Source organism: Arthrobacter mangrovi (assembly GCF_026011795.1).
Taxonomy (GTDB): Bacteria; Actinomycetota; Actinomycetes; order Actinomycetales; family Micrococcaceae; genus Crystallibacter; species Crystallibacter mangrovi.
The window spans coordinates 51027-76977 of record NZ_BRVS01000018.1 but is presented as its reverse complement, the minus strand read 5'-3'; the positions used below and the strand labels follow the sequence as shown (position 1 = coordinate 76977).

Sequence of the window (25951 nt, the reverse complement as noted above, 5' to 3'; positions counted from 1 at the left end):
GCCCTCGAGACTTCGCGAAGGCCTCAGCTAAGCATAGAAGCTACCGCAATCATCCCGAAATACAGTGGCGTTCACCACCGTGGCGCGCTAGGTCCGGGCCGGCAGCGTCTTCGGCTTCCAGGCCGGACGGGTCTGCTCGTAGGCGGTGATGTCCCCCTCGTGCTGCAGCGTCAGGCCGATGTCGTCCAGGCCCTCGAGCAGGCGCCAGCGGGTGTAGTCGTCGATCTCGAACGGCGCGGTGAGGGTTCCGCAGACCACCGTCTTGGCCTGCAGGTCCACAGTGACCTCGGTACCCGGATGGTTCTCCAGTTCCTTCCAGATCAGCTCGATGTCGTCCTGCGCGACCTCGGCCGCCAGCAGGCCCTGCTTGCCCGAGTTGCCGCGGAAGATGTCGGCGAACCGGGAAGAGAGGACCACCTTGAAGCCGTAGTCCTTCAGCGCCCAGACGGCGTGCTCGCGGGAGGAGCCGGTACCGAAGTCCGGGCCGGCCACGAGGACCGAACCGCGGCTGAACGGCTCCTGGTTCAGGATGAAGGTCTCCTGCTTCCGCCAAGCGGCGAACAGGGCGTCCTCGAAGCCGCTGCGGGTGATCCGCTTCAGGTAGACGGCCGGGATGATCTGGTCCGTGTCCACGTTGGACTGGCGCAGCGGAACGCCGATGCCGGTGTGGGTCGAAAACTTCTCCATAATCCTCAAAGCTCCTTAGGCAGCAGGCCGGGACACGGCGTCATCGTTAATGGGGTCCAGGTCCGACGGCGAGCTCAGCGTGCCGCGGACCGCGGTCGCGGCGGCGACCACGGGCGAGACCAGATGGGTGCGTCCGCCCTTGCCCTGGCGTCCCTCGAAGTTGCGGTTGGACGTGGAGGCGCAGCGCTCCCCCGGAGCCAGCTGGTCCGGGTTCATGCCCAGGCACATCGAGCAGCCGGCAAACCGCCATTCGGCGCCGAACTCCTTGAACACCTTGTCCAGCCCCTCGGCCTCGGCTTCCAGCCGCACGCGGGCCGAGCCGGGGACCACCATCATCCGCACGTTGGGGGCCTTGCTCCGGCCGCGGATGATGTCCGCCGCGATCCGCAGGTCCTCGATGCGGCTGTTGGTACAGGAGCCGAGGAAGACCGTGTCCACGCGGATGTCCTTCATCGGCGTACCGGCCTCCAGGGCCATGTAGTCCAGTGCGCGCCGGGCGGCGGCCTTGGCGTTCTCGTCCGCGAAGTCGTCCGGATCAGGCACGGCCTGCGAGAGCGAAACGCCCTGGCCGGGGTTGGTTCCCCAGGTCACGAACGGCTCCAGGGTGTCCGCGTCCAGGAAGACCTCGGCGTCGAATTCGGCGTCGTCGTCCGAGCGCAGGGTGCGCCAGTAGTCGACGGCGGCGTCCCAGTCCGCGCCTTCGGGCGCGTGCGGGCGGCCCTTGAGGTAGTCGAAGGTGGTGTCGTCCGGCGCCACCATGCCGGCGCGGGCGCCGGCCTCGATGGACATGTTGCAGATGGTCATGCGCGCTTCCATGCTCAGCGAGCGGATGGCCGAACCGCGGTACTCCAGCACGTAGCCCTGGCCGCCGCCGGTGCCGATCTTGGCAATCACGGCGAGGATGATGTCCTTGGCGGTGACGCCCGGCCGCAGCGTGCCTTCTACATTGATGGCCATCGTCTTGAACGGCTTCAGCGAGAGGGTCTGGGTGGCCATGACATGCTCCACCTCGGAGGTGCCGATGCCGAATGCCAGCGCCCCGAAGGCGCCGTGGGTGGAGGTGTGGGAGTCGCCGCAGACCACGGTGAGGCCCGGCTGGGTCAGGCCGAGCTGCGGGCCGACCACGTGGACGATGCCTTGCTCCGCGTCGCCGAGTGAGTGCAGCCGGACGCCGAATTCCTTGCAGTTGGTGCGCAGGGTCTCGATCTGCGTGCGGCTGGTCGGGTCGGCGATCGGCTTGTCGATATCCAGCGTAGGAGTGTTGTGGTCCTCGGTGGCGATGGTCAGGTCCGGCCGGCGCAGCTTGCGGCCGGCCAGGCGCAGCCCCTCGAATGCCTGCGGGGACGTCACTTCGTGCACGAGGTGGAGGTCGATGTAGATCAGATCGGGCTGGCGTGCGGCGCCTTCGCCTTCGCCGGGGCGCACGACGTGCGCATTCCAAACCTTCTCGGCGAGCGTCTTGCCCGCACTCGTACCGGCCATGGCCAGCTCCCTCCGTCAGTGACAGCGCGGCCGCCCGAGGACAGGAGTGCCGCATCGTCTCGGACCGCAGAAGTGTGTACTTAAATCCTGTCAGGACCGCCCGATTGCGCGCCAGCGAGCCGACTTGCATCTCAGATATTGAGACGTCAATATCATTTTATGGACAATTCAAGTGGCGTCGGAGTCATCGACAAGGCCGTCATGGTGCTGGACACCCTCGAAGCAGGACCGACTTCGCTGGCGCAGCTGGTCGCGGCCACCGGCCTCGCGCGGCCGACGGTGCACCGGCTGGCGCTGGCGCTGGTCCACCACCGCCTGGTCAGCCGGGACATGCAGGGACGGTTCGTGCTGGGCCGGCGGCTGGTGGAACTGGCGGCCGCGGCCGGCGAGGACCGGCTCATCGCTTCGGCCGGGCCGGTGCTCCTCAGCCTGCGCGACGCCACGGGCGAGAGCGCCCAGGTTTTCCGCCGCCAGGGAGACGCACGCGTCTGCGTGGCATCGGCGGAGCGGCCCGTTGGCCTGCGCGACACGATCCCGGTCGGGACGCAGCTGTCCATGAAGGCCGGCTCCGCGGCCCAGGTCCTGCTGGCCTGGGAGGACCACGAGCGGCTCCTCGAGGGACTGCGGGGCGCGCGGTTCACGCCGACCGTGCTCGCCGGGGTCCGGCGCCGCGGCTGGGGCCAGAGCCTGGGCGAACGCGAACCCGGCGTCGCCTCCGTGTCCGCGCCGGTGCGGGGTCCTTCCGGACGTGTCATCGCCGCCGTCTCCATCTCCGGGCCGATCGAGCGGCTGAGCCGGCAGCCGGGCCGGATCCATGCCGAGGTGGTCGTCCAGGCCGCCCAGCAGCTCACCGAGGCCCTGCGCAAGAGCAACGACTGAACCCCGGGCCGGTCCGGCGCTGAGCCGCGGGCCCGGCCGCGTGACCACTTCCGGCGCTAGCCGCGGAAGTGGTCCCAGCCGAGCACTTCCGGCACGGCACCGTCCACGGTGACGGCCGGCGCGCCGGCCTGCACCGAGCCGACGGCGTGGAAGCCTTCCGGAAGCTCCGATTCCGGTCCGAAGGCCGCCAGCAGCCCATGGTCCTCTCCCCCGCCGAGCACCCAGTTCCGCGGGTCGGCGCACAGCAGTTCGGCGGCCGGGCGCAGCTCCGCTTCGAAATCCCGCAGGAGGGCACCGTCGAGGTCAAGGGCCACGCCGCCGGCGCGGGCCAGCCGGCCGGCGTCGCGGACCAGCCCGTCGGAAATGTCCATCATGGCGTGCACTCCGGCCCGTGCGGCCAGCGGCCCCGCTGCCAGGGGCGGCACCGGCCGGGACTGCAGTCCGGTCAGCCGGCGCAGCGCGGGCGGCAGGGCGGCGTAGTCGGGCGCCTTCTCGAGCAGGGCGAGTCCTGCGGCCGCGCGGCCCGGGGTTCCGGCCACCGCCACGATGTCTCCAGGCCGCGCCCCCGAGCGCAGCACCGGCGCGCGGCCCTCGAGGTCACCGGTGACCGCCGCCGTCACGACGATGACCGGCCCCTTGCCCAGGTCCCCGCCGACCACTCCACAGCGGTCCGCGCCCAGCTCCTGGAGCGCCGCGCGCAGACCGTCGGCAAGTTCCTCGACCCAGCCCACCGGCGTCGTACCCGGCAAGGTCAGGCTGACGACCAGGGAGGTGGGAACCGCGCCCATCGCGTTGATGTCGGAAACGTTCTGCGCCGCGCACTTCCAGCCGACGTCGAAGCCGGAACTCCGGTAGCCGCCGGCCCAGTCCAGCCGGAAATCCTGGTCCTGCACGAGCGTGTCGATGGACAGCACGGTGCGCCCGTCCGGGGCGGCGACGACGGCGGCGTCGTCGCCGGGTCCGACCAGTGCGCCGTCCGGGCCGAGCCGCGGGAAGATCAGCTCCAGCAGCCCGCGTTCATCCAGTTCGGCTACCGTGCGCCGGTCATCGGACACCCGTCACTCCCTTTCACGTCAGTTCACGTCGGCCTGGTTGGCTTCCGCACTGGAACCTATCACGCGGCCGGAGCCGCCCACCGGGCCGGCGTTGTAGGGCCGGAGCTGTCGGGCCCGTAGTGCCGGGCTAAGCGCTGACACCTCCGCCGGATCCCCGGTATGATCCGGCCCATGACAAGCTATGCGGTGTTCCTGCGGGGCGTGAATGTGGGCGGCATCAACCTCAAGATGGCGGACCTGCGGCAGGCCCTCGCCGAGCTGCCTTTGGCCGGCGTGAAGACGCTGCTCGCCAGCGGGAACGTCGTCTGTTCCAGCGAGGCGCCGGCCGGTGAGGTGAAGGCCCTGGTGGAGGCGAAGCTGCGCGAGCGCTTCGGCTACGACGCCTGGGTCATCGTGCTCACCGCGCAGCGGCTGGCGGAGCTGGTGGCCGACTGCCCCTACCCGGCGGATACCCCGGACGTGCACGCCTACATCACTCTGGCGTCCGATCCTGACGCGCTGGAGGAGCTCTTCGACGCCGCCGCAGCCGCGGGCGCCGAACAGCACCGGCTCGGGCCGGAGGCCAGCGCGTGGACGGTGGCCAAGGGAAGCACGCTGGAGAGCCCGGTGAACAAACTGAGCGCCAAGCAGCGCTACAAGAGCACGACGACGACCCGCAACCTGCGGACGCTGCACAAGGTTCTGGCGGCCCTCACCTGAGACCGGCTTTGACGGCGCTGCCGTTCCGCGCGGCCGCGACGGCGTGCCTGAAGCGGTTGCAGCGCTCGACCTCGTCCTCCACCGGGGCGATCACCTGCGCCCGGGCCACCTCGTCCACGCTGGCGCGCAGCCGCCGCCGCGCTTTCGCCGTCCGGGACCCCGCTACGGCGCGGGCGACGGCCGCGGACAGCAGCGCCAGCAACACGCCGAGCAGTACGCCGGCGGCGAGCATGAGGGTCGGCACGGGGAAGCCCTCGACGCGCGGAGCGGGCGGCACTTCGAACTGCAGGTAGCCGAGTACCGCCAGGCCCAGCAGCCACAGCGCGCCGGCCAGCGCGGCAGCCAGGGCGACCCACTGCAGCAGGCCGACGAGCGGCCACCACCAGGATTTCCGGTTCGAACCCAGGTCGGTGTGGGCCAGCGCCTGGTCCAAGGCATCCGGAAGGACGTCCGCCCGGGAACGGGCCGCCCGCCGGATCGATGCGCGCCAGGCCTCGGGGGCGCCCCGCCCGGCCGCGTCGGCGAACTCGCGCAGCGCGGCGTCGGCCTGGGCCCGCTGGGCCGGGCCGGGTGCGGGCAGCGAAGACCGGCTCAGCGCGGGATCGATGTCCCGGCGGTCCAGGTTGAGCCGCTTCAGCGGATCCCGGCGGAGCCGCCCGAGCCAGCGGGTGAGGGGCCAGCCGGTGTGCCGGTGCGCCTGCCGCCGGTACGAGCGGCCGACCGTTTCCGCAACCCGCTCCACTCCGGCGGTGGTGGCCAGCGCGTTGGAGAGCCTGCGCCGGGCGTCCTTCGACGGCGCCGGCAGGTCCGAGTCCGCGGCGGCGCCGGCCAGGGCGTCGGCGCCGGCTGCCACGTCCGCCAGGAGCCGCTCGGTTCCTGCCCGGCGCCGGCGCACCACGTCGCCGAGCGCCGCGCGCAGTCCGTCCACCCCGGCTCCGGTCGCGGCCGACACCGGATGGATCTGCACGTTGGCGAGGCCGTCCGCGGCGAGCGTCTCCCGGAGGGAAGCCAGCACCGGCTCCACCTCGTCGGGAGCGAGCCGGTCAATCTGGTTCAGCACCACCATGGTCACGGCCTCGTGCGAGGCCAACCCGCGCAGGAAGCCGTTGTGCAGCGCGGCATCGGCGTACTTCTGCGGGTCCACGACCCAGACGAGGACGTCCACCTGCCCCACGAGCCGCTCCACGATCCGCCGGTGCTCGGCCGCCGTGGAATCGAAGTCCGGCAGGTCCAGCAGGATGAGGCCGGGCGGGTTGTCCGCGGACCCGTCATCCGGAAGGACGTGCCGCTGTTTCACCTCCAGCCAGTCCAGCAGCGGTCCGCTCCCCTCCGGCGTGCGGATGCCGGCCAGCGGCTCCGCGGTCGTCGGCCGGCGGGCCGCCGCGACGGCGATGCGGCCGCCGGTCACGGCGTTGAACAGCGAGGACTTTCCGCCTCCGGTGGCGCCGAAGAAGCCGACGACGGTGTGGTCGGCGGAGAGCGACCGCCGCGCGCTGGCCCGCTCGAGCACGCCCAGGACCGGCGCCAGCTCCTGCTCCCGCAGCCTGTCCCCGGCCAGCTCCCGGGCCTCGGACAGCGCTTCCAGCCGCTTCTGCAGCGTGGAGGCATCCCCGGCCCCGCGATGGCGGCTCATACCGGGTCTCCCGCTCCGATGCGCGCGGCGAGGTCGTCCAGCCGGGCGCGAAGCTCCCGCCATTCCGCGGGGCTATCCCCGGCCAGCACCGGCAGCCGGTCCAGGAACCGCCGGGCTTCCTCGTCCATCAACTCCTGCGTCCTCTGCCGGAGGCCTGCACGCGCCTTGCCCGCCAGCCGACGCACCGCGTCGTCGCCGAATACGGCCTCCAGCAGCTTCTGGCCTACGACGGCGGTCCCGCCGGCCACGCCGATTTCCAGCCCGGTGAGTCCCCCGGTGGTCGCGAAGACGACGATCATCAGTGCCACCCCCAGACCGTTCACGCCGAACGACAGCATCCTCGCCTTGAACCGCTTGTCCGTCCCCTCGGTCCGGATCAGCTCCAGCAGGTCCCCCTGCCAGGCCCGGATCTGCGCGGCGGCTTTCCCGGCGAATCCCTCCCCGGCGCCGGCCAGGTCCGCGCCGGCCAGCAGCTGCCGGCCGGCAGGATCGTCCCGCCAGCGGGCCTGGGTGTCTTCGGCCGCTTTTTCGGCCTCCTCCACGATCACCGACTGCAGGCCGGATTCGATGGCTGTCTCCACCGTGGCCGACGGTTCCGGGCGGCCGCTGAAGAACGCCGCCACGCGATCGCGCACCCGTCCGATGCCGCTTTCGAGGGAGCGGAAGAACTCGCCGGTGCCGACGAAGTCCTGCCACCGCGCCAGCACCTCGCCGCGCAGCAGCGTTCCGTCCTCGGTGGCGGCCAGCGCCCGCGCCGTGGCCGCCCGGTAGGCGCCGAGGGCGTCCGAGCGCAGCCGTTCGGCGGCCGCGGCCTGTTCCTCCCCGGCCCGGGCCACGTCGGCGACCTTGGCGCCGAGCAGTCCCACCGCGCCGCCGAGCGTGCGCCGCGCGATCCCGGCGCGAACCGGGGCGTCCGCAGCGAGCCGGGCAAGCCACTCGCGGATCGGCGCCACCGCCTCCAGCGGCAGCATGCCCCGCCCGTCCAGCGCGGTCTCCGCAACGACGAACAGCTTGGCCTCGCCCAGGCCGCGGTGCTGAAGCATAGCGGCCAGGTCCTCCCGCACCTCCTCCTCCACGCCCGGCGGCACGCGGTCCAGTACGACGGCGACCGTGATGTTGCGTCCGGCGGCCTCCGTGAGGAGGTGCCAGGGTACGGCATCGGCGTAGCGGTTGGCCGTGGTCACGAACAGCCAGAGGTCCGCGGCCGAGAGCAGCTGCGACGCCAGCAGCCGGTTTTGCTCGGAGACGGAGTCGATGTCCGGTGCGTCCAGCAGGGCGACGCCCCTAGGCACGACGGCGTCGGCCACCAGTCGCAGGGAACCGCCGTCACCGGACGCCGCGCCCGGGTCTCCGGCGGCGGGCGTGAGCCGGCTCAGTCCGGGGAGGATGCGCTGGTCCTCGAACCACCGGCGGTCGGCGGGGTGGTGGACCAGGGTCGGTTGGCGGGTGGTGGGGCGGATGGCTCCGGCCCGGGAGACGGGCCGCTGCACCAGCGCGTTTACCAGGGTCGACTTGCCCGCGCCTGTCGATCCCCCCACGACGGCGAGCAGCGGGGCATCCAGGCTGCGCAGCCGGGGCAGGATGTAATCGTCGAGCTGGACGGCCGCAGCCCGGGCGCTCCTGCGGGCAGCCGCCGCCTCAGGCAGGTCGAGGGGCAGCTCCACGGCCTCGAGCCGGTCCCGGACCTCCTGCAGCAGGACCGCGCCCTCCGGCCCGGGGTGCGTCGCCGCTTCCGTCGTACTGTCCACGGACACCATCATGCCAGCCATGTTTGCCGCGACCGGGAAATAGGGCGGAAAACACCCGCAGCGGAAAACCGGCAAACGGGAGCACGGAAAACGGTGTGGAAAACCGTGTTCGGGACTCTTTTTGGCGTATAACGCCAAACCCGGGAAAGGCACCGGAATACGAAAAAGCCGGTCCCGGACATTCCTGTCCGGGACCGGCCATCGGTGACCCCAGCGGGATTCGAACCCGCGTTACCGCCGTGAGAGGGCGGCGTACTAGGCCGCTATACGATGGGGCCTTGCACTTTTCCTAACCGGCTTTCGCCGATCGGGCTAGAAGAGTATTGCATACCTTCCGCCCGGCTGCCAAATCCTTCGATTTGATTCAAATCCGCCGGAAAACAGCGGACCTGCCAGCGCTGGGATACCAGGACTCGAACCTAGAATGACGGTACCAGAAACCGTTGTGTTGCCAATTACACCATATCCCAATGGCACTTCCGGACCTTGCCCGCCAAGCCTTCCTGACCGGCTGAGCCCCTCAGCACGAGTAATTACTCTACCGGATGCTCCCGCTGTTTTTCAAAACGAGAGGGGCCTTTTTGGCTGAGCCGTGCGTCACACTGCCCGGAAGTGCCGTCAATCAGGCGTTGCGGAAGGCCTTAATGCGGGCCAGGGAGGAGTCCTTGCCCAGGATGACCATGGACTCGAACAGCGGCGGCGAGATCCGGCGGCCGGACACTGCGGTGCGGACCGGCCCGAACGCCAGCCGGGGCTTGAGCCCGAGGCCGTCCACCAAGGCGCTGCGCAGCGCCTGCTGGATGTTCTCCGCCGTCCAGTCCCCGACCGGCTCGAGCGCGGCCAGCGCGGCATCCAGCGCCTCGGCCAGGTTCTCCGGCAGGCCCTTTCGCGCGTCGGCGGCGACATCGATCCCGTCGTCGGCCTTGAACAGGAAGGACAGCATCTCGGGCGCCTCGCCCAGCAGGCCGATGCGCTCTTGGACGAGCGGGGCAGCCTCGGTGAGGATCTCGTTTTCACGGTCCGTCAGGGTCTCGCCGACGAGGCCTGCCGTCCGCAGGTAGGGCACCAGCCGGTTGCGGAAGTCTTCGGCTTCGAGCATGCGGACGTGGGTTCCGTTGATCGCCTCGGCCTTCTTCAGGTCGAAGCGTGCGGGGTTCGCCAGCACATCGTGGACGTCGAAGTTCTCGATCAGCTGCTCGACCGTGAAGATGTCCTCGTCCGCCGAGAGGCTCCAGCCCAGCAGCGCCAGGTAGTTGAGCAGGCCCTCCGGAATGAAGCCGCGGTCCCGCAGCAGGAAGAGGTTGGACTCCGGGTCGCGCTTGGAGAGCTTCTTGTTCCCCTCGCCCATGACGTACGGCAGGTGGCCGAACTCCGGCATGTACTTTGCGATGCCCAGCTCCATCAGGGCGCGGATCAGCACGACCTGGCGCGGCGTGGAGGAGAGCAGGTCCTCGCCGCGCAGCACGTGGGTGATTCCCATCAGCGCATCGTCGACCGGGTTGACCAGCGTGTAGAGCGGTGAGCCGTCGGCGCGGACAATCACGTAGTCGGGGATGCTGCCGGCCTTGAAGGTGATGTCGCCGCGCACCAGGTCGGTGAAGGTGACATCCTCGTCAGGCATCCGGACGCGCAGCACCGGTTCGCGACCCTCGGCCCTGAACGCCGCGACCTGCTCGTCCGTCAGGTCGCGGTCGAAGTTGTCGTAGCCGAGCTTCGGGTCGCGCCCGGCCGCCCTGTGCCGGGCCTCGACCTCGTCCGGGGACGAGTAGGACTCGTAGGCGTAGCCCGCCTCGAGCAGCTTGGCCACGACATCCTTGTACAGGTCCAGCCGCCGTGACTGGCGGTAGGGCTCGTGCGGCCCGCCCACTTCCACGCCTTCGTCCCACGTGATGCCGAGCCATTTCAGCGCCTCGAGCAGCTGCTCGTAGCTCTCCTCCGAATCCCGTGCCGCGTCGGTGTCCTCGATGCGGAAGACGAACGTGCCCTTGGTGTGCTTGGCATGGACCCAGTTGAACAGTGCCGTGCGGATGAGGCCCACGTGGGGCGTTCCGGTCGGCGACGGGCAGAACCGGACGCGGACAGTCGTTTCGTCGGAAGTAGAGGCGGGGGCAGCATCAGTAGTCATAGTGCCACCCAGTTTAGTGGACGAGCGGCCCGCTATCCCGACGGCGGGGCCTCCCCGGTCCCGCCTCCGCGCTCCGGGCGAAGCTTCCGCAGCGACAGTGCCAGGGACTCCCGCTCCTCGGGTGTGAGCACGCTGAAGTACTCATCGGCTTCGGCCAGCTGGGCCGCCCTGATATCCCTGCGCCGCTGTTCGCCCTCGGGTGTCAGCGACACCACGGTGGCCCGGCGATCCCCCGGGTCGGGTTCGCGCGCCACCAGGCCCAGGGCCTCCAGCCCGTCCACCACCTCGGTCGTGGACCTGGCAGCGATGCGCAGCCTTTCAGAGAGGACGCCGAGACGCATCGGTCCATGCCGCCCAAGTTCCCCCAAGGCCCGCGACTGCCAGGGCGAGATGCCCCACGGCTGCAGCATGCTGCGGGAGCGGCCGCGCAGGGCCCGGGCCACGGCCCAGAATGCATCCAGCAGGTTTTCTTCGGCCATGGGAATAGGCTAGCAGAAATGCCTGTTGTATCCTCATAGTGAGGCCACCTCACCAATAGCGGCGGCGCCCAGTCCGCCGCTCCCCCTCAGCAGAACGGGGGTGATTCCCTGTGGAATCCTTCTCATCGAGCCCCTTGCCGGGGACGGACGGCGGTGCCGGCCGCCGGGCCGCCCGTGCGGTTACCGCGGCGGAGCGCGACCAGGCCCGGCATGTGCCCCTCCGCCGGATCGCTGCGCTCTTCAGGTCGCACCGCGGGGCGCTCGCCCTCGTCACCGTGGTCATCGTGGCGTCGTCCATCGTTTCGATGGCGTCGCCGTTCCTGCTCCGCGCCGTGATTGACGATGCCCTGCCGGACCGCAACCTGGAGCTGCTCGTGGCGCTGGTCGCGGGCATGCTCGCCGTCGCCGTCCTGACCGCCGTGCTGGGCGTGGTGCAGACCTGGATCAGCACGCGGGTCGGCCAGCGGGTCATGCACCGGCTGCGCTCGGAGGTCTTCACCCACCTCCAGCGCCAGTCCGTAGGCTTCTTCACGCGCACCCGCAGCGGGGAAATCCAGTCACGCATCACCAATGACATCGGAGGCATGCAGCAGGTCGTGACCAGCACGGCCACCAGCATCGCCGCGAACCTGACCACAGTGGTTGCCACCGCCGCGGCCATGACCGCCCTGTCCTGGCAGCTGTCACTGATCTCCCTGGTCGTCATGCCCCCGGCCGTGCTGTTGACCCGCAAGGTCGCGCAGCTGCGGCTCGCCGTCACCGCGGCGAAGCAGCGCGAGCTGGCGGACCTGAACGTGACGGTCGAGGAGAGCCTGTCCATCAGCGGAATCCAGCTCAGCAAGACCATGGGGACCGGCCCGGCCCTGGCCGACCGCTTCGCCCGTTCCTCGAGCCGGCTCATCGATTTGGAGCTGCGCTCGGAACTGGCCGGCCGCTGGCGCATGGCCACCATGAGCATCATCTTCGCGGCGGTCCCCGCCGTCATCTACCTGGCGGCCGGGCTTCCCGCCACCGCCGGCGCCCTGTCGATCGGCACCGTCGTCGCGTTCACTACGCTGCAGACCGGCCTCTTCCGCCCGCTCATGGGCCTGCTGAATGTCGGCGTGCAGGTCATCAGCTCGCTGGCGCTCTTCGCCCGGATCTTCGAGTACCTCGACCTGCCGGTAGAGATCGCCGACCCGCCCTCCCCCCGCACCATCGAACCGGCCAGGGTCCGCGGCGATGTCCGCTTCGAGGACGTCAGTTTCAGCTACCCGGGCAGCACCGGCAAGGCGCTCAGCGGCGTCAGCCTGGACGTCCCCGCCGGCAGCACGCTGGCCCTGGTCGGCGCCACCGGGTCCGGCAAGAGCACGCTCGCCTCGCTCCTGGCGCGGCTGCAGGATCCCGAGGACGGCCGGGTGACCATCGACGGCGTCGATATCCGCGCCCTGCGGCTGGCCGATTTGGCGCGGATCGTCGGCGTCGTCAGCCAGGATACCTACCTCATGCATGCCACCATCGCCGAGAACCTGCGCTACGCGAAGCCGGACGCGACCGACGACGAGATCATCGAGGCCGCCCGCGGGGCCCGGATCCACGAGCTCATCGCTTCCCTCCCGGACGGCTACGCCACTATGGTCGGCTCACGCGGCCACCGTTTCTCCGGCGGGGAGAAGCAGCGCCTGGCCATTGCCCGGACGCTCCTGCGCAATCCCCGGATCCTGATCCTCGACGAGGCCACGAGTGCCTTGGACACCCGGACCGAGCGGGCCGTGCAGGAGGCCTTCGAGCAGCTGTCCGTCGGCCGGACCACCATCACCATCGCGCACCGGCTCTCCACCGTGCGCAACGCGGACCAGATCGCCGTGCTCGACGGCGGCAGGGTCGCCGAGGCGGGCACGCACCAGTCCCTGCTCGAGTACGGCGGGCGCTACGCGGCGCTCGCGGCCTGAGTCAGCGCACGGCCTGGAGCAGCAACGCGTAGGTTCCGCCGCAGACCGCGGCACCGGCCAGCGCGGAGCCGGCGAGGACCCCCGCGGTGCCGCGCCCGAGCACCTGCTGGGCCCAGAGTCCCGCGGCGGCGGCCGGCCAGGCTGAGAGACCCGGCATGCCCAGCATGAGCGGCAGAATCACCGCCATCGCTCCGCAGGATGCCGCCGGCCAGTCGAGCCGGACCACCCTGGACAGCAGCAGGACCGCTCCCAGCCCGGCGCAGGCGGCGAAGATCACCGCTGCCAGGGACAGCGGCCCGTCGAGCCAGCGGATCGCGCGCAGCACGCCGTACATCAAGGCGCCGGCGCACACGGCCAGCGGAGTCAGCCCGAAACGCCGGATTCCCCGGCGCAGCTGACCCTGCCGGTCCAGCTTCGTGACGATGAGCCACGGCACCAGGCAGATGAGGACTGCGGCACCGATCCCCCACGCCAGCGCCCGGGCCCCGGACGAAGCGGTCGCGGCGCCGAGAACCATCGTTGCGCCCCACACGACACCCGGCGACAGCACCAGCGCCACAAGCCGCGCGGCGCGCACCCGGGAGGGCACCGCCGTCGGCATTTACCGGCGGGCGGTATTGGAAAGGCGGCCGATCCCTTCGATCTCCACCTCGTAGCGCTGGCCGGCCTCGATGGTGCCGACGCCGGCCGGCGTGCCGGTCATGATGATGTCGCCCGGCAGCAGCGTGAAGGCCTGCGAGACGTAGGACACCAGCTCGCGGACGCCCCAGATCATCTGCGACGTGCGCCCGTCCTGCTTCAGCTCGCCGTCCAGCCGGCCGCGCACGGCCAGGTCTTCGGGGTCCAGTTCCGTCTCGATCCACGGACCGATCGGCGCCGACCCGTCGAAGCCCTTGGCGCGGGCCCACTGGTTGTCGGTGCGCTGGGCGTCGCGCGCGGTCAGGTCGTTGCCGCAGGTGTAGCCGAAAATGACCTCGTCTACGCGGTCCACCGGCACGTCCTTGCAGATCCGGCCGATCACCACGCAAAGTTCGGCCTCGTAGGAGACCTCGTCCGAGAATTCCGGCAGCGGCATAGGCTCGTTCGGGCCGATCACCGAGGTGTTGGGCTTGAGGAACATCAGCGGAGCCGGCGGCGTCTCGTTGCCCATTTCCTTGATGTGCTCGGCGTAGTTGCGCCCGATGCCCACCACCTTGCTCCTCGGGATGATCGGGGCCAGCAGCCGCACATCCTCGAGCTTGTGCCGGGTGCCGGTGGGCTGGATACCGGTGAAGAACGGGTCGCCGCTGATGACGGCGATCTCCTCGCTGCCTTCGTCACCCTCGACAATGCCGAAGGCCGGGTCGGAATCAACTACAAATCGGGCTATACGCATGGGGCTAGCCTAACGTTTGCCCGGCCCGGTTCGCGGCGGCGGCACGGACCGGCGCCGGACTGCCGAGCGACGTCAGCCGCGCAGGTAGTCCAGCTGGGCCGCCACGGAAGCCTCCGCGGCCCCGCGGACCGACGGGTCGATATCGAAGTAGACCTGGTCCGTCACGGCCGCCACGGAGGCATCCCCGCCCAGTACCTCGAGCGCGGCCCGGATCTGCCCGAGCCGCTGGTGCCGGTGGTCGGAATATTCGCGGCAGATGGCGGCCAGGTCCGGCAAGGTCCCGCCGTGCGCGGGCAGCACCGTGGCCGGCCCCAGCCCCTGCAGCCGCGCGAGGGAGTCGAGGTACGGCCCGAGCCGCCCGTCCGGGTAGGCGATGATCGTGGTGCCGCGGCCGAGGATGGTATCACCGGTCAGCACGGAACCGCGGGCGCCGTCCTGGGGCAAGTGGAAGGAAACCGAGTCCGCGGTGTGGCCGGGCGTGGCGAGGACGTCGATCCTGACGCCCGCCGCCTCGATGGTTTCGCCGTCCCTCAGCGGCTCCCCGCCGTGGCACTGTGCGGGATCCAGCGCGCGCACCGGCGCGCCGGTCAGCTCGCGGAACCGGGCGCTGGCCTCCGTGTGGTCGATGTGGTGGTGCGTAATCAGTACGAGCTCTACCTGTCCGCTGCCGGCGAGTTCCCTCAGGTGCGTCTCGTCCAGCGGTCCGGGATCGACGACGGCGACGCGCCGGCTTTCGGGGGCCGCGATGACGTAGGACTGGGTGCCGTCCAGGGACATCGGACCCGGGTTCGGCGCGAGCCGGTAGCGGGTGAGGTCGCTGCTGCGGACCAGGGCGGAGTTCGTCTCTGCATGCACGGCTCTATTGTGGCACCCGGCGGAGGCTGCGGGCGCGGACCCGATGATCCGCGCCCGCAGCCGTTTTCCAAAACCAGGCGCCGGCGGCGGTTACTCGCTGCGGGTGTTCTGTTCGGCCAGCGTGTCCCAGAACGACGTTTCCGCGTCGGCGATCGAGCCGTCGGCGATGGCCCGGGCGGTCGCCTCCAGGGTGGTGACGGTCTGCTTGATCAGGTAGCCGTTCGACTTCTGCCCCAGCACGTAATCCTCGCGGTAATGATCGCTCATGCCGCGCATCTCGAAGAGCAGCGTGGAGATGCCGTATTCCACCGCGATGCCGTTCCGGCTGATCGTCTCCGCGCTGCCGCCGACGTACTTCCCGAGGTGCCCCCAGCCGGTCGGATCGATGGCGTCGAACACCACGGCGCCGAGCTTCTTGGAGCCCTCGAGCACCGCGGGATCGACGTTCGGCGTCGTCGGATGCAGGATGGAGCCGGAGACGAGCCGGCCGTCGCGTTCGCTCTGTGCCCCCTGGTGATGCAGGTCGATCATGTAGTCGATGCCGTACTTGCGCATGACGTTGTTGTGCAGCGCTCGGGTCTCCGGCTCGACCTTCGCCACGTGGTCGCGGTTCAGGTCGACCTCGTTGGCGTTGTTGCGGGTCAGGTGGCGGCCGCCCGACGCGATGTAGTCCTCCAGCGAGAAATCGACGTCGCCCATGGCGCCGTCCGGGTTGAGCATCGGTACGACGAGGATGTTGACGCCGTCGAGCACGCCCTGGTTCTTGCCGGTACCCAGGTGCTTGATGAACTCGAGCGCCCCCTCGGTGGTCAGCTGCTCGTTGCCGTGCTGCTGCGTCAGGTAGAGGATGGTCGGGTTGTCCGGGTTGGAGATGTACTTCGCCAGGTACAGGTCGCAGCCCTTGACGCTCTGGCCGATGACTTCAAGGTCCAGCCGCTCCTGCTTGGCGTCCTGGGTCTTGAGCTCGGCAACCAGCTGGTCATAGGTATGCAGGATGGACGTATTGACCGTCTCGTTGCCGCCATAGCCCGGGCCTTCCCCGACGGCGGCAACGGGTCCCGCCGTTCCGGCAGTGACGACGAGCGCGCCGGCAAGGGCTGCTGCGGCAAGGGTCTTCCTCATGGGTGGTCCTCCTGTGGACAGTGCGAGCGAATGCCGGACCGGTTGTCCGGCCCGATTGGGCTTTCCCAATCCCCCCTGCTGGCACGCTACCGGCGGCGGCCGTCCGTCGCTAGATGTATCCATTAATCAGGGCCAGAGAAAGGTCAAAGACTCCGCCGCTCTGGCCCTTTCCGAGCCGGTATGGCATCATCCACCGCCCGCAGGCAAAAGCGACTTCGTGGTCCGCGCGCGAAAAAGGCAGAGTCCCCGACCGCTTGCGCGGAAGGGGACTCTGCCCTGCGTTTCGCCTTCATTCACTTCGCCGGGCCTCGAAAGGCCTGCGGCGAGGGGGCGAACTCCGGCCGGGCCCGGACAGGCCGGACCGCCGCCGGTCCTAGGCCAGCCGGGTCAGCCAGCCGTAGGTGTCCTCGACGTCGCCGGTCTGGATCCCCAGCAGCTGCTTCCGGATGGACATCGAGACCTCGCCCGCGCCGCTGCCCGGGGAGGCGATGGTTCCGTCCTTGGTCTTCAGCTCGCCGATCGGCGTGATAACCGCGGCCGTGCCGCAGGCGAAGACTTCGGTAATCTCGCCGGAGTCGACGCCGCTGCGCCATTCGTCGATGGTGATCTTGCGTTCCTGGACGTCCATGCCGCGGTCCTTGGCCAACTGGATCACGGAGTCGCGGGTGACGCCGTGCAGGATGTTGCCATTGAGCTCGGGAGTAACCAGCCGGCCATCGGCGAACACGAAGAAGATGTTCATGCCGCCGAGTTCTTCCACGGCATTGTCGTTGAACGGATCGAGGAACAGGACCTGCTTGCAGCCGTTGGCCTCGGCTTCGAGCTGCGGCGCCAGCGACGCCGCGTAGTTGCCGCCGCACTTGGCTTCCCCTGTGCCGCCGCGGCCGGCTCGGGCGTAGTTCTCCGACAGCCAGATCGACACCGGCTTGAGTTCGCCGCCGAAGTAGTTACCGGCGGGAGAGGCGATCACGCGGAACGAGACTTCGCGGGCCGGGCGCACTCCGAGGAAGGCCTCGGTGGCGATCATGAACGGCCGAAGGTACAGGGCGGCGCCTTCCCCGCTAGGGATCCAGGCCTTATCCACGGCGACCAGGCGGCGCAGCGACTCCAGGAAGGTTTCCTCCGGCAGCTCCGGCAGCGCCAGCCGGCGCGCGGAGAGGTTCATCCGCTTGGCGTTGGCCTCGGGACGGAAGGTCCAGACGGAACCGTCGGCATGCTTGTAGGCCTTCATGCCTTCGAAGATTTCCTGCCCGTAGTGCAGGACCGCGGCCGCGGGATCCATCATGATCGGGCCGTAGGGCTCCAGCCGGGCGTTGGACCATCCGCCGTTGCCGTTCATGTCCACCTTGTAGTCGACGACGACGGTGTGGTCCGTGAAGTGGTTCCCGAAGCCCGGGTCGGCCAGGATGGCGGCACGTTCTTCGTCGCTCTTCGGGTGATCGGAGAGTTGCTGGGTGAATTCCAGCGTTGTTGTCATTGGTCCTCCACGTCTGAACAGCACGACGTTGTGCAGAAAAGTTAATGATCGCTAACTAGCGTACTGCCAAAAGAGACGCAATCGCATCGCCGGTCTCCGCAGTGCTGCGCACCGCGGTGCCACGCCCGGCGACGTCCTTCTCGACCGCCTGCTCCACGCGGGCGGCGGCATCGGAGAGCCCGAGGTGCTCCAGGAGCAGCGCCACGGACAGGATGGCTGCGGTGGGGTCCGCCTTCTGCTGTCCGGCAATGTCCGGCGCGGACCCGTGGACCGGTTCGAACATCGACGGCGCCGTGCCCTCCATGTTGATGTTGCCGCTGGCCGCCAGGCCGATGCCGCCGGTCACCGCGGCGGCGAGGTCTGTGATGATGTCGCCGAACAGGTTGTCGGTGACGATGACGTCGAACCGCGACGGGTCGGTCACCATGAAGATTGTTGCCGCATCGATGTGCAGGTAGTCGACGGCGACCTCCGGGTACTCGCGGGCCACTGCCTCGACAGTCCTCCGCCACAGATGGCCGGCGTGGACCAGCACGTTGTGCTTGTGCACCAGTGTGAGCTTCCTGCGGCGCTGCTGTGCGCGGCGGAAGGCATCGCGGACGACCCGTTCGACACCGTAACCCGTGTTGACCGAAACCTCGGTGGCGATCTCGTGGGGCGTTCCCACCCGCAGCGCGCCGCCGTTGCCGACATAAGGACCCTCAGTGCCTTCGCGGACCACCAGGAAGTCGATTGCGCCGGGGTTCGCCAGCGGACTCTGCACGCCGGCAAGGAGCTTGGCCGGCCGGAGGTTGATGAAGTGGTCGAGGCTGAAACGCAGCTTCAGCAGCAGTTCGCGTTCGATCAGCCCGGACGGGATCCGGGTGTCGCCCGGGGCGGCGCCGATCGCGCCGAACAGGATCGCGTCATGGCTGCGCAGCTGGTCAAGGGTTTCGTCGGGCAGCGTCTCCCCCGTGGCCAGCCAGTGCTCGGCCCCAAGCCGGTATTCGCGGAGGTTGAACTCTACGGGCTCCTGTGCCGTGGCGGCCTGCAGGACCTTGACCGCTTCAGCGATGACCTCGGGGCCGATGCCGTCGCCGGGAATGACTGCCAGAGAAATTGCCTTGGAATCTGCTGCGTTCATACTCCTAGTTTAGGAACCCGTCCCACATCCTGAGCAAGGCATCTCACTAAGTGGACACGCCGAGGGAGAACGCCGTTGCGTCCGACCGTTGCCGGACCGCGCCTGCCCCGCCAGCGCCCTCGCCCTCCAGCACCCGGCCACGGCACAAAAATCAGACCTCGGCATGACGCGCCCGCATGCGGCCGGCCCTAGAGTCAGTGTCATCATGCGCGTTCACCACAAAATCTACCGCTGGCTCCAGGACCACCCGGGCAAGGTCGACCTGATTGCCATGCTGGTCGCCGTCGTCGCCTTTGTCCTGCCGTTCCTGCTGGTCGGCGACCTGGCCGCCTTCGCGGTATCCGCGGCGATCGTGCTGCCGCTGGCCTGGCGCCGCACGCGGCCCTGGCAGTCCGGCCTGGCCACCGCCCTCGCGTGCGTGGCCCAAGTGGTCCTGATCGCCGAGCCGCTCCCCGCCGACGTCGTGGTGCTGGTGACCGTCTATTCGCTGGCCGCCTATGCTCCTCGCTGGGCCAGCGTCGGCGGCCTCATCGCGGCGCTGGTCGGCGGCCTGCTGTTCATCGTCCGCTACTGGTTCGTCCCGAGCGGCTACGGATTCGACCCGGCCGGCGCCGGCATCCATGTGCTGGTTCCCGTCTACATCATCGGCCTCATCGCGGTCGACGCCGTCGTCCTGGCCTGCTGGACCTTTGGCGACCTCGCCCGGACCCGCCGGCTGGCGCTTCAGGCCCTGCAGGACCGGGCCCGGCGGCTGGAAGTCGAACGCCAGCAGGAGCGGGACCTCGCGGCCGCGGACGAACGCAGCCACATTGCCCGCGAAATGCATGACATCGTGGCGCATTCACTCTCCGTCATCATTACCCAGGCCGACGGCGCCCGCTACGCCAGTGCCCACACCCCGGACATCGCCGGGCAGACCCTGGAGACCATTGCGGAAACGGGCCGCTCGTCCCTGCGGGAGATGCGCCGGTTGCTCGGCGTGCTGCGCGGCGACGAAGTAGCCTCGACCCGGCCGCTGCCATCCTTGGCGGATGTCGAAACTCTGGTCGAAGCGGTTCGCCGGTCCGGCCTGGAGGTCGGACTGGGGTGGGTCGGCCGCCCGCGCCGCACCCTGCCCGCGGGAGCCGAGCTCACCGCCTACCGGGTAGTCCAGGAGTCGCTGACGAACGTCCTCAAGCACGCCGGCCCCGATGCCCGTGCCGCGGTCCGCCTGGAGTGGACCGGCCGGGGGCTGGAAATGGAGGTTAACGACGACGGCCGCGGCGCGGGAGCCGATCCTGCGACCACCGGCAGCGGCCAAGGCATCACGGGCATGGCCGAGCGGCTGGCACTCTACGATGGGACGGTGGAAGCGGCCCCGAAGACCGGCGGCGGCTTCCGCGTCTACGCGTTCATCCCCTACACGGAGGCCTGAAGTGAGTACCCCGCTGCCACGGCACGACCAGCATGACGACCCCGGCACCAGGCCCATCCGGGTTGCCCTGGTCGACGACCAGCAGCTGGTCCGCGGCGGCTTCAAGATGCTCATCAATTCGCAGCCCGACCTCGAAGTCGTGGCCGAGGCCGGCAACGGCCACGAAGCGGTGCGCGCACTGGCCGCGGTGAGTGCCGACGTCGTACTCATGGATGTCCGCATGCCCGGCATGGATGGCATCGAAGCCACCGGGGCGCTGCTGGAACGGGCGGCCGGCGGGTCTGCGGGGCCAGGAGGCCGGGACCTGAAGGTGGTTGTCCTGACCACCTTCGACCTGGACGAGTACGCGCTCTCGGCGATCCAGGCCGGGGCCAGCGGTTTCCTGCTCAAGGACGCTCCGCCGGAGGAGCTGCTCGCGGCCATCCGCACCGTGCACCGGGGCGACGCGGTGATTGCGCCGTCGACGACGCGCCGGCTGCTCGACCACGTGGCGCCGCTGCTGCGCACGCCGTCCCCGGAGGTCAGCAGGCACACGGCCGCGGTGGAGTCGCTGACCGCCCGCGAGCGCGAGGTATTCTCGCTGATCGCGAGGGGACTGTCGAACCCGGAGATCGCAGCCGAGCTGTTCCTCTCCGAGGCGACCGTCAAAACCCACGTCGGGCACATCCTTGCCAAGCTGAACGCCCGGGACCGGGTGCAGGCCGTGCTCATCGCGTACGAGACCGGAGTCGTCGTCCCGTAGGCCGCGCCGCTCCTCAGCGGCCCGTCCCCGCGGCAGGTCTCCGCCCTGGGTATGAGTCCTGCGCGGCCGAAGACCAGCCCGGGGTCCGATCCGCCGGCCCCCATGCGCTCCATAGCGTAGGGGTATGACCACCAGAACCGAGCAATCATCCCCTCTCCCCGTCCCCTCCGAGGGGCATGCGGCCCCCGCGGCCGCCACCGACGCACTCTGCAAGACCTATGGCAGCGGCGATACCCGGGTCCAGGCCCTCAAAGAGGTGACGGTCGCCTTTGAGAGCGGCAAGTTCACTGCCATCATGGGTCCCTCCGGCTCGGGCAAGTCCACGCTCATGCACTGCCTGGCCGGGCTGGACTCGGCCGATTCCGGCAGCATCCGGGTCGGCGGAACCGACATCACCGCGCTGGGCGATGCCCAGCTGACCAGGCTGCGCCGCGAACGCGTCGGGTTCGTCTTCCAGGCGTTCAACCTCGTGCCGACCCTGACCGCCGAGCAGAACATCACGCTGCCCATCGCGTTGGGGGGCGGCAAGGTCGACACCGAGTGGCTGGATTACATCGTCGCCTCGCTGGGATTGGCGGAGCGGCTCAAGCATCGCCCGCATGAGCTTTCCGGCGGCCAGCAGCAGCGCGTGGCGGTGGCCCGGGCGCTGCTGACCCGGCCCGACGTGGTCTTCGGCGACGAGCCCACCGGCAACCTGGATTCCCGCTCGGGTGCTGAGGTCCTCGCGCTGCTGCGGCGTTCCTCGCAGGAGATGGGCCAGAGCATCATCATGGTGACCCACGACCCCGTAGCAGCGTCCTATGCGGACCGCGTCGTCCTCATGAACGACGGCCGCCTGGTCGGGGACCTGGCCAGCCCGGATACGGACAGCGTGCTCTCCGCGCTCGCCGGGTTGGGGGCCTGAACCGATGCTGACAGTCGCACTCGCAGAGGTGAAGGCGCACGCCCGCCGTTTCGTCGCCGTCGGAATCGCGGTCATGGTTGCCGTGGGCTTCCTCACCGCCACCCTCATGGTCAATGCATCGTCCGAAGCCTCGCTGGCCAACACCGTCGGCGCGGGATTCAGGAACGCCGACCTCGTCATCGCACCCGGCCCGGATGAGCCGTTGGAACCGGCGGCGGCCGAGTCTGCCGCCGCCGCGTCCGCTGCCACCGGCGGCGTGGCACAGACCTATCTCCAGCGCCAGGCCTACATCGCCTTCGGCGCGGCGGGAACGGCGGGATTCGGGGTGCTGCAGAACCTGTCGAAGGACACCGCGCTGAATCCCGCCGAGCTGCTGCGCGGATCCTGGCCCGCGGCAGGCGAAGTCGCCGTTGACGAGGCCACCGCCAAACGGCTGCAGCTGGCTGAAGGAGCCACGCTCCGGCTGGCCCCCGCCGGCGGAAGCGTGGCGGCCGAGAGCCTTGCCGCCGGCCGCGACCTGACGGTCTCCGGCATCATCGAACCCTCCAACGACCCTCTCACGATGGGCCAGCCGCAGTTCCTCGCGCCCGACGCCATCCTCGACGGGCTCTCCCCCGCGGAGTCGCCGGCTGCTGTGCTCAATATCCAGCTCGGGCTCGCCGACGGCGCCGACGCGGGGACGGTCCGGGACGCCGTCGGCGCCGCAGTCTCCGCGGCCGGGCTGCGGGGCGCGACGGTCAATACTGCGGCTGAGCACACCAAGGAGCGGGTCGCCGGCCTCACCGGAGGCTCGGACCCGATCACTCCCGTACTGCTGGCGTTCGCCCTTGTCGCGATCTTCGTCTGCGGCCTGGTCGTGGCGAACACCTTCTCGGTGCTGGTCGCCCAGCGCACCCGCGACCTCGCCCTGCTGCGCTGCATCGGGGCCGACCGGAAGCAGATCCGCCGTTCCGTCCTGGTCGAGGCGCTGCTGGTCGGCACGCTCTCGTCGGTGGCCGGCGTCGTCGTCGCCATGGCCCTGATGGCCGGCCTGGTCGGCTGGCTCCGGCAGCAGCCGGATACGGCCTTCGCCGCGCTCGCGATCCCGCCGTTTGCGGTTCCCCTCGGGGCTGGCGCCGGCATCCTGATGACCGTGCTGGCTGCCTTGGCGCCCGCCCGCGCTGCCACCGCCGTCGCACCGCTGGCCGCGCTCCGCCCCTTCGAAGAGGCCCGCGCCGGCAACCGCAAAGGCAGGGCCAGGCTGTGGATCGGTCTGGTGCTCACGGCTGCGGGCGCCGTCGTACTTGGCCTCGGCGCCGCCCGCGCCAGCCTGCTCGTGGCGCTCCCCGGAGGTCTGCTCTCCTTCATCGGGCTCCTGATGTGTGCGAGCGTCTTCGTGCCGCCGCTCGTGAGCGCGGCCGGCGCCCCGGCGCGGGCGTTCGGCGTGCCCGGCAGGCTGGCCGCGGTCAACGCCGTGCGCAACCCCGGCCGCACTTCCGCCACGGCGACCGCCCTGCTGATCGGCGTGACCCTCGTGGCGATGATGATGACCGGAGCACAGACGGCGCGCACCGCCTTCGACTCGGAGCTTGCCACGCAGTATCCGGTCGACGTCAGCATCGCCGGCCCGGCCATGGACGGGACCGCCCTGGATGCCCGGGACGCGGCTGCGGCTGCGGAGTACGACGGCGTTGCTGCCGCCGGCCTGGTCACGCCCGCCGGCTTCGCGGAGGTCGACGGCATGCGCACCGGGGTCTACCGGCTGCTGCCAGAGCAGAAGCGGCTGCTGCAGGACCAGACGCTGGTGCTGGATGACGAGTCGGTGCTGATGGCGGAAGGATCCGGGGTCGCGACCTTGACGGTTACGGGCAGCCGCGGAGAGAAGGAACTGACCGTGGTGGAAACGGGAAGCATGGCCTTCCCCCCGCTGGTCTCGGCGGCCGTGGCCGATGAGGTCGGAGCGCCGGCGGCCGGCTCGCCCGACGCCCTCCCGCAGCTCTGGCTCGCCGTGGACAGGGACCTGGACGCCGCCGCGCTGATGCAACTGCGCGCCGACCTGGCGGCCGGCCTGGGTGTCGAGGAGTACCAGCTCAGCGGCGCGGCGATCGAACGCGCGGCCTTCAACCAGGTCATCGACGTGCTGCTGCTCGTGGTGACCGGGCTGCTCGCCGTCGCCGTGCTGATTGCGCTAGTCGGCGTGGCCAATACCCTGTCCCTGTCCGTGCTCGAGCGCACCAGGGAGTCCGCGTTGCTGCGCGCGCTGGGGCTGACCCGCCGGCAGCTGCGCGGAATGCTGGCGCTGGAGGCCGTCCTCGTCGCCGGCGTCGCGGCCCTGATCGGCATCGCGCTCGGCGTGCTGTACGGCTGGCTCGGTGCGCAGTCCGCCCTGGGAGCCTTCGCGACGGTGGCCCCCGACGTTCCCTGGCTCCAGCTGGGTTCGGTGCTGGCCGTCGCGGTCATTGCGGGCCTGCTCGCCTCGGTCCTGCCGGCACGCCGCGCCGCCCGGCTGTCGCCGGTGGAAGGACTGGCCACCGCCTAGCCAGGGTGGTGTGGGCGCCGGTCGGCCCGCCTGCCCGCGGGGCCGACCGGCACGGCCGACCCCGCCTTCTTGTCGCCGTCTTGAGACAACGGCAGCGCCCGAATGCTAGGTTGGCCAAGACGGCGCGGGAGACGAAACCGCGCCGGTGTGCCTGCCATTCCTCATCCTGTTTGCTCCGCGGTATGGTGCGGCACCGGAGCCTGGCCGGACGGAGATCAGTGATGGCGGAATCTACAGTCACCAGGGACCAGCCCGAGCTGAAACGGGCGATAGGGCCCAAGCTCCTGCTCCTGTTCATTGTCGGCGACATCCTCGGTACCGGCGTCTACGCGCTCACCGGCCAGGTCGCCGGCGAAGTCGGCGGGGCCGCCTGGGCTCCGCTGCTGCTTGCCTTCGCCGTCGCGACGGTTACGGCCTTTTCGTACCTCGAGCTGGTGACAAAGTACCCGCAGGCGGCCGGCGCCGCCCTCTACACGCACAAGGCCTTCGGCATCCACTTCCTGACGTTCCTGGTGACGTTCGCCGTCCTGAGTTCCGGCATTACCTCAGCCTCGACCGCATCGAAGTTCCTGGCCGAGAACTTCATCGTGGGGTTCAACCTCGATTGGGACCAAAGCGGCGTTACATGGGTTGCGATCACCTTCATGGCGGTCCTGGCACTCATCAACCTCAGAGGCGTGAGCGAGAGCCTGAAGTTCAACGTGGTGCTGACCCTCGTCGAGCTCACCGGCCTGCTGATCGTCATCTTCATCGGCTTCTGGGCGATGGCCCAGGGCAACGTGGACTTCAGCCGCGTCATGATCTTCGAGACGGCCGAAGACAAGGGCGTCTTCCTCTCCCTGACCGCCGCCACGTCCCTGGCGTTCTTCTCCATGGTCGGGTTCGAGGACTCCGTCAATATGGCCGAGGAGACCAAAGACCCGGTCAGGGTCTTCCCCCGGGTGATGCTGACGGGCCTGTGCATCACCGCCGTTGTCTACGTGCTGGTCTCCGTCGCAGCCGTCGCGATTGTCCCGGTCGGCACCCTCGCGGACAGCCAGACCCCGCTGCTCGAGGTGGTTCGTGCCGGGGCGCCGGACCTGCCCATGGACGTCATCTATCCGTTCCTGTCCATGTTCGCCGTGGCCAACACTGCCCTCATCAACATGCTCATGGCGAGCCGGCTCCTGTATGGCATGGCGCACCAGGACGTGCTCCCCCGCTCGCTCGGAAAGGTCCTGCCGAACCGGCGCTCTCCCTGGAGCGCCATCATCTTCACCACGCTCATCGCGTTCGCGCTGATCATCACCGTCACGAACTTCATGGGCAAGGAAACCGTCGCCGCGCTCGGCGGTACCACGGCGCTCCTGCTCCTGTGCGTCTTCACCATCGTCAACGTTGCCGTCATCGTTCTCCGCCGCACGCCGGTGGACCGCGAACATTTCCGCGCCCCGCGGTTCCTTCCGTACCTGGGCGTTGCCACCTGCGCCTACTTGGTAGGCCCTTGGGCACAGGATCCCGTCGAATACCAGATCGCGGGCTTCCTCATCGGGTTGGGCATCCTGCTGTGGGCCCTCACGTGGATCTGGAACCGCGCCGTCCGGGCCAAGCAGACCCGCATCCGGCACCCGGAGGATCTGGGCGGCTGATCCTGCCCCGGCCGGTGCTTTCCTCGGCCGAATCCGGTCCGGCGGTTCCTATCTGCGGGGCGGCCAAGCATACTG

Annotated in this window: 21 protein-coding genes and 2 tRNA genes; 8 read left to right on the top strand and 15 right to left on the bottom strand. The window is 69.8% G+C overall.

Annotated features, from left to right (window positions below; all coding sequences use genetic code 11):
* Positions 1-87: 87 nt before the first annotated feature.
* Together leuD and leuC are read right to left on the bottom strand one after the other, a co-directional pair.
* Complete coding sequence (leuD, locus tag AHIS1636_RS14630) at positions 88-687, bottom strand: 3-isopropylmalate dehydratase small subunit (protein WP_264796575.1); 600 nt, start codon at positions 685-687, stop codon at positions 88-90.
* A 15-nt stretch (positions 688-702) separates the two neighbouring features.
* Positions 703-2169, bottom strand: coding sequence for a 3-isopropylmalate dehydratase large subunit (gene leuC, locus AHIS1636_RS14625; protein WP_264796574.1), 1467 nt, complete (start codon positions 2167-2169; stop codon positions 703-705).
* Positions 2170-2328: 159 nt separating this feature from the next.
* Between leuC and AHIS1636_RS14620 the strand changes: the two genes are divergently transcribed.
* Positions 2329-3048, top strand: coding sequence for an IclR family transcriptional regulator (locus tag AHIS1636_RS14620; RefSeq protein ID WP_264796573.1), 720 nt, complete (start codon positions 2329-2331; stop codon positions 3046-3048).
* Positions 3049-3104: 56 nt separating this feature from the next.
* Here the strand turns inward: AHIS1636_RS14620 and AHIS1636_RS14615 are convergent, their stop codons facing one another.
* Positions 3105-4103 (bottom strand): thiamine-phosphate kinase, encoded by a 999-nt coding sequence (locus tag AHIS1636_RS14615; protein ID WP_264796572.1) that lies wholly within the window; start codon positions 4101-4103, stop codon positions 3105-3107.
* A 171-nt stretch (positions 4104-4274) separates the two neighbouring features.
* Between AHIS1636_RS14615 and AHIS1636_RS14610 the strand changes: the two genes are divergently transcribed.
* Positions 4275-4802, top strand: a complete 528-nt coding sequence (locus AHIS1636_RS14610; RefSeq protein WP_264796571.1) for a DUF1697 domain-containing protein — start codon at positions 4275-4277, stop codon at positions 4800-4802.
* On the opposite strand, the gene AHIS1636_RS14605 is transcribed toward AHIS1636_RS14610, so the two are convergent.
* The 6 genes from AHIS1636_RS14605 to AHIS1636_RS14580 form a co-directional block, all read right to left on the bottom strand.
* The gene (locus tag AHIS1636_RS14605) at positions 4795-6435 is read right to left on the bottom strand and encodes a GTPase family protein (protein WP_264796570.1); all 1641 of its coding nucleotides are present in this window, start codon (positions 6433-6435) and stop codon (positions 4795-4797) included. The genes AHIS1636_RS14610 and AHIS1636_RS14605 overlap by 8 nt on opposite strands.
* On the bottom strand, positions 6432-8192 hold the full coding sequence (locus AHIS1636_RS14600) for a GTPase domain-containing protein (RefSeq protein ID WP_264796665.1): 1761 nt from the start codon (positions 8190-8192) through the stop codon (positions 6432-6434). Before AHIS1636_RS14600 ends, AHIS1636_RS14605 begins: the two co-directional genes overlap by 4 nt.
* Before the next feature lie 196 nt (positions 8193-8388).
* Positions 8389-8461, bottom strand: a tRNA-Glu gene (locus AHIS1636_RS14595).
* Between the two features lie 120 nt (positions 8462-8581).
* Positions 8582-8653, bottom strand: a tRNA-Gln gene (locus tag AHIS1636_RS14590).
* Positions 8654-8805: 152 nt separating this feature from the next.
* Positions 8806-10308 carry a glutamate--tRNA ligase gene (gene gltX, locus AHIS1636_RS14585; RefSeq protein ID WP_264796569.1) on the bottom strand — a complete coding sequence of 501 codons (1503 nt, stop codon included), beginning with the start codon at positions 10306-10308 and terminating at the stop codon, positions 8806-8808.
* A gap of 32 nt (positions 10309-10340) precedes the next feature.
* Complete coding sequence (locus AHIS1636_RS14580; RefSeq protein WP_264796568.1) at positions 10341-10787, bottom strand: MarR family winged helix-turn-helix transcriptional regulator; 447 nt, start codon at positions 10785-10787, stop codon at positions 10341-10343.
* 110 nt (positions 10788-10897) lie between these two features.
* Here AHIS1636_RS14580 and AHIS1636_RS14575 point away from each other — a divergent pair, with 110 nt between their 5' ends.
* Positions 10898-12718, top strand: coding sequence for an ABC transporter ATP-binding protein (locus tag AHIS1636_RS14575; protein ID WP_264796567.1), 1821 nt, complete (start codon positions 10898-10900; stop codon positions 12716-12718).
* Position 12719: 1 nt separating this feature from the next.
* On the opposite strand, the gene AHIS1636_RS14570 is transcribed toward AHIS1636_RS14575, so the two are convergent.
* The 6 genes from AHIS1636_RS14570 to AHIS1636_RS14545 all read right to left on the bottom strand — a co-directional run bounded on the left by AHIS1636_RS14570 (position 12720) and on the right by AHIS1636_RS14545 (position 18670).
* A complete protein-coding gene (locus AHIS1636_RS14570) occupies positions 12720-13319 on the bottom strand; it encodes a hypothetical protein (RefSeq protein ID WP_264796566.1) in 600 nt (199 codons plus the stop codon).
* On the bottom strand, positions 13320-14093 hold the full coding sequence (locus tag AHIS1636_RS14565; RefSeq protein WP_262105139.1) for a fumarylacetoacetate hydrolase family protein: 774 nt from the start codon (positions 14091-14093) through the stop codon (positions 13320-13322).
* Between the two features lie 72 nt (positions 14094-14165).
* Entirely contained in the window at positions 14166-14948 is a 783-nt protein-coding gene (locus AHIS1636_RS14560) for an MBL fold metallo-hydrolase (protein WP_264796564.1), read from the bottom strand.
* Positions 14949-15038: 90 nt separating this feature from the next.
* Positions 15039-16070 carry a M14 family zinc carboxypeptidase gene (locus tag AHIS1636_RS14555; RefSeq protein ID WP_264796563.1) on the bottom strand — a complete coding sequence of 344 codons (1032 nt, stop codon included), beginning with the start codon at positions 16068-16070 and terminating at the stop codon, positions 15039-15041.
* Positions 16071-16443: 373 nt separating this feature from the next.
* Complete coding sequence (locus AHIS1636_RS14550) at positions 16444-17547, bottom strand: branched-chain amino acid aminotransferase (protein WP_264796562.1); 1104 nt, start codon at positions 17545-17547, stop codon at positions 16444-16446.
* 55 nt (positions 17548-17602) lie between these two features.
* A complete protein-coding gene (locus tag AHIS1636_RS14545) occupies positions 17603-18670 on the bottom strand; it encodes a 3-isopropylmalate dehydrogenase (protein WP_264796561.1) in 1068 nt (355 codons plus the stop codon).
* A 205-nt stretch (positions 18671-18875) separates the two neighbouring features.
* Between AHIS1636_RS14545 and AHIS1636_RS14540 the strand changes: the two genes are divergently transcribed.
* The 5 genes from AHIS1636_RS14540 to AHIS1636_RS14520 all read left to right on the top strand — a co-directional run bounded on the left by AHIS1636_RS14540 (position 18876) and on the right by AHIS1636_RS14520 (position 25876).
* Positions 18876-20084 (top strand): sensor histidine kinase, encoded by a 1209-nt coding sequence (locus AHIS1636_RS14540; protein ID WP_264796560.1) that lies wholly within the window; start codon positions 18876-18878, stop codon positions 20082-20084.
* 1 nt (position 20085) lies between these two features.
* On the top strand, positions 20086-20826 hold the full coding sequence (locus tag AHIS1636_RS14535) for a response regulator (protein WP_264796558.1): 741 nt from the start codon (positions 20086-20088) through the stop codon (positions 20824-20826).
* Positions 20827-20950: 124 nt separating this feature from the next.
* Complete coding sequence (locus AHIS1636_RS14530; RefSeq protein WP_264796557.1) at positions 20951-21730, top strand: ABC transporter ATP-binding protein; 780 nt, start codon at positions 20951-20953, stop codon at positions 21728-21730.
* Between the two features lie 4 nt (positions 21731-21734).
* Positions 21735-24248: an ABC transporter permease gene (locus tag AHIS1636_RS14525; RefSeq protein WP_264796555.1), complete on the top strand. Its 2514-nt coding sequence runs from the start codon at positions 21735-21737 to the stop codon at positions 24246-24248.
* 221 nt (positions 24249-24469) lie between these two features.
* The gene (locus AHIS1636_RS14520) at positions 24470-25876 is read left to right on the top strand and encodes an APC family permease (protein ID WP_264796554.1); all 1407 of its coding nucleotides are present in this window, start codon (positions 24470-24472) and stop codon (positions 25874-25876) included.
* Positions 25877-25951: the final 75 nt, after the last annotated feature.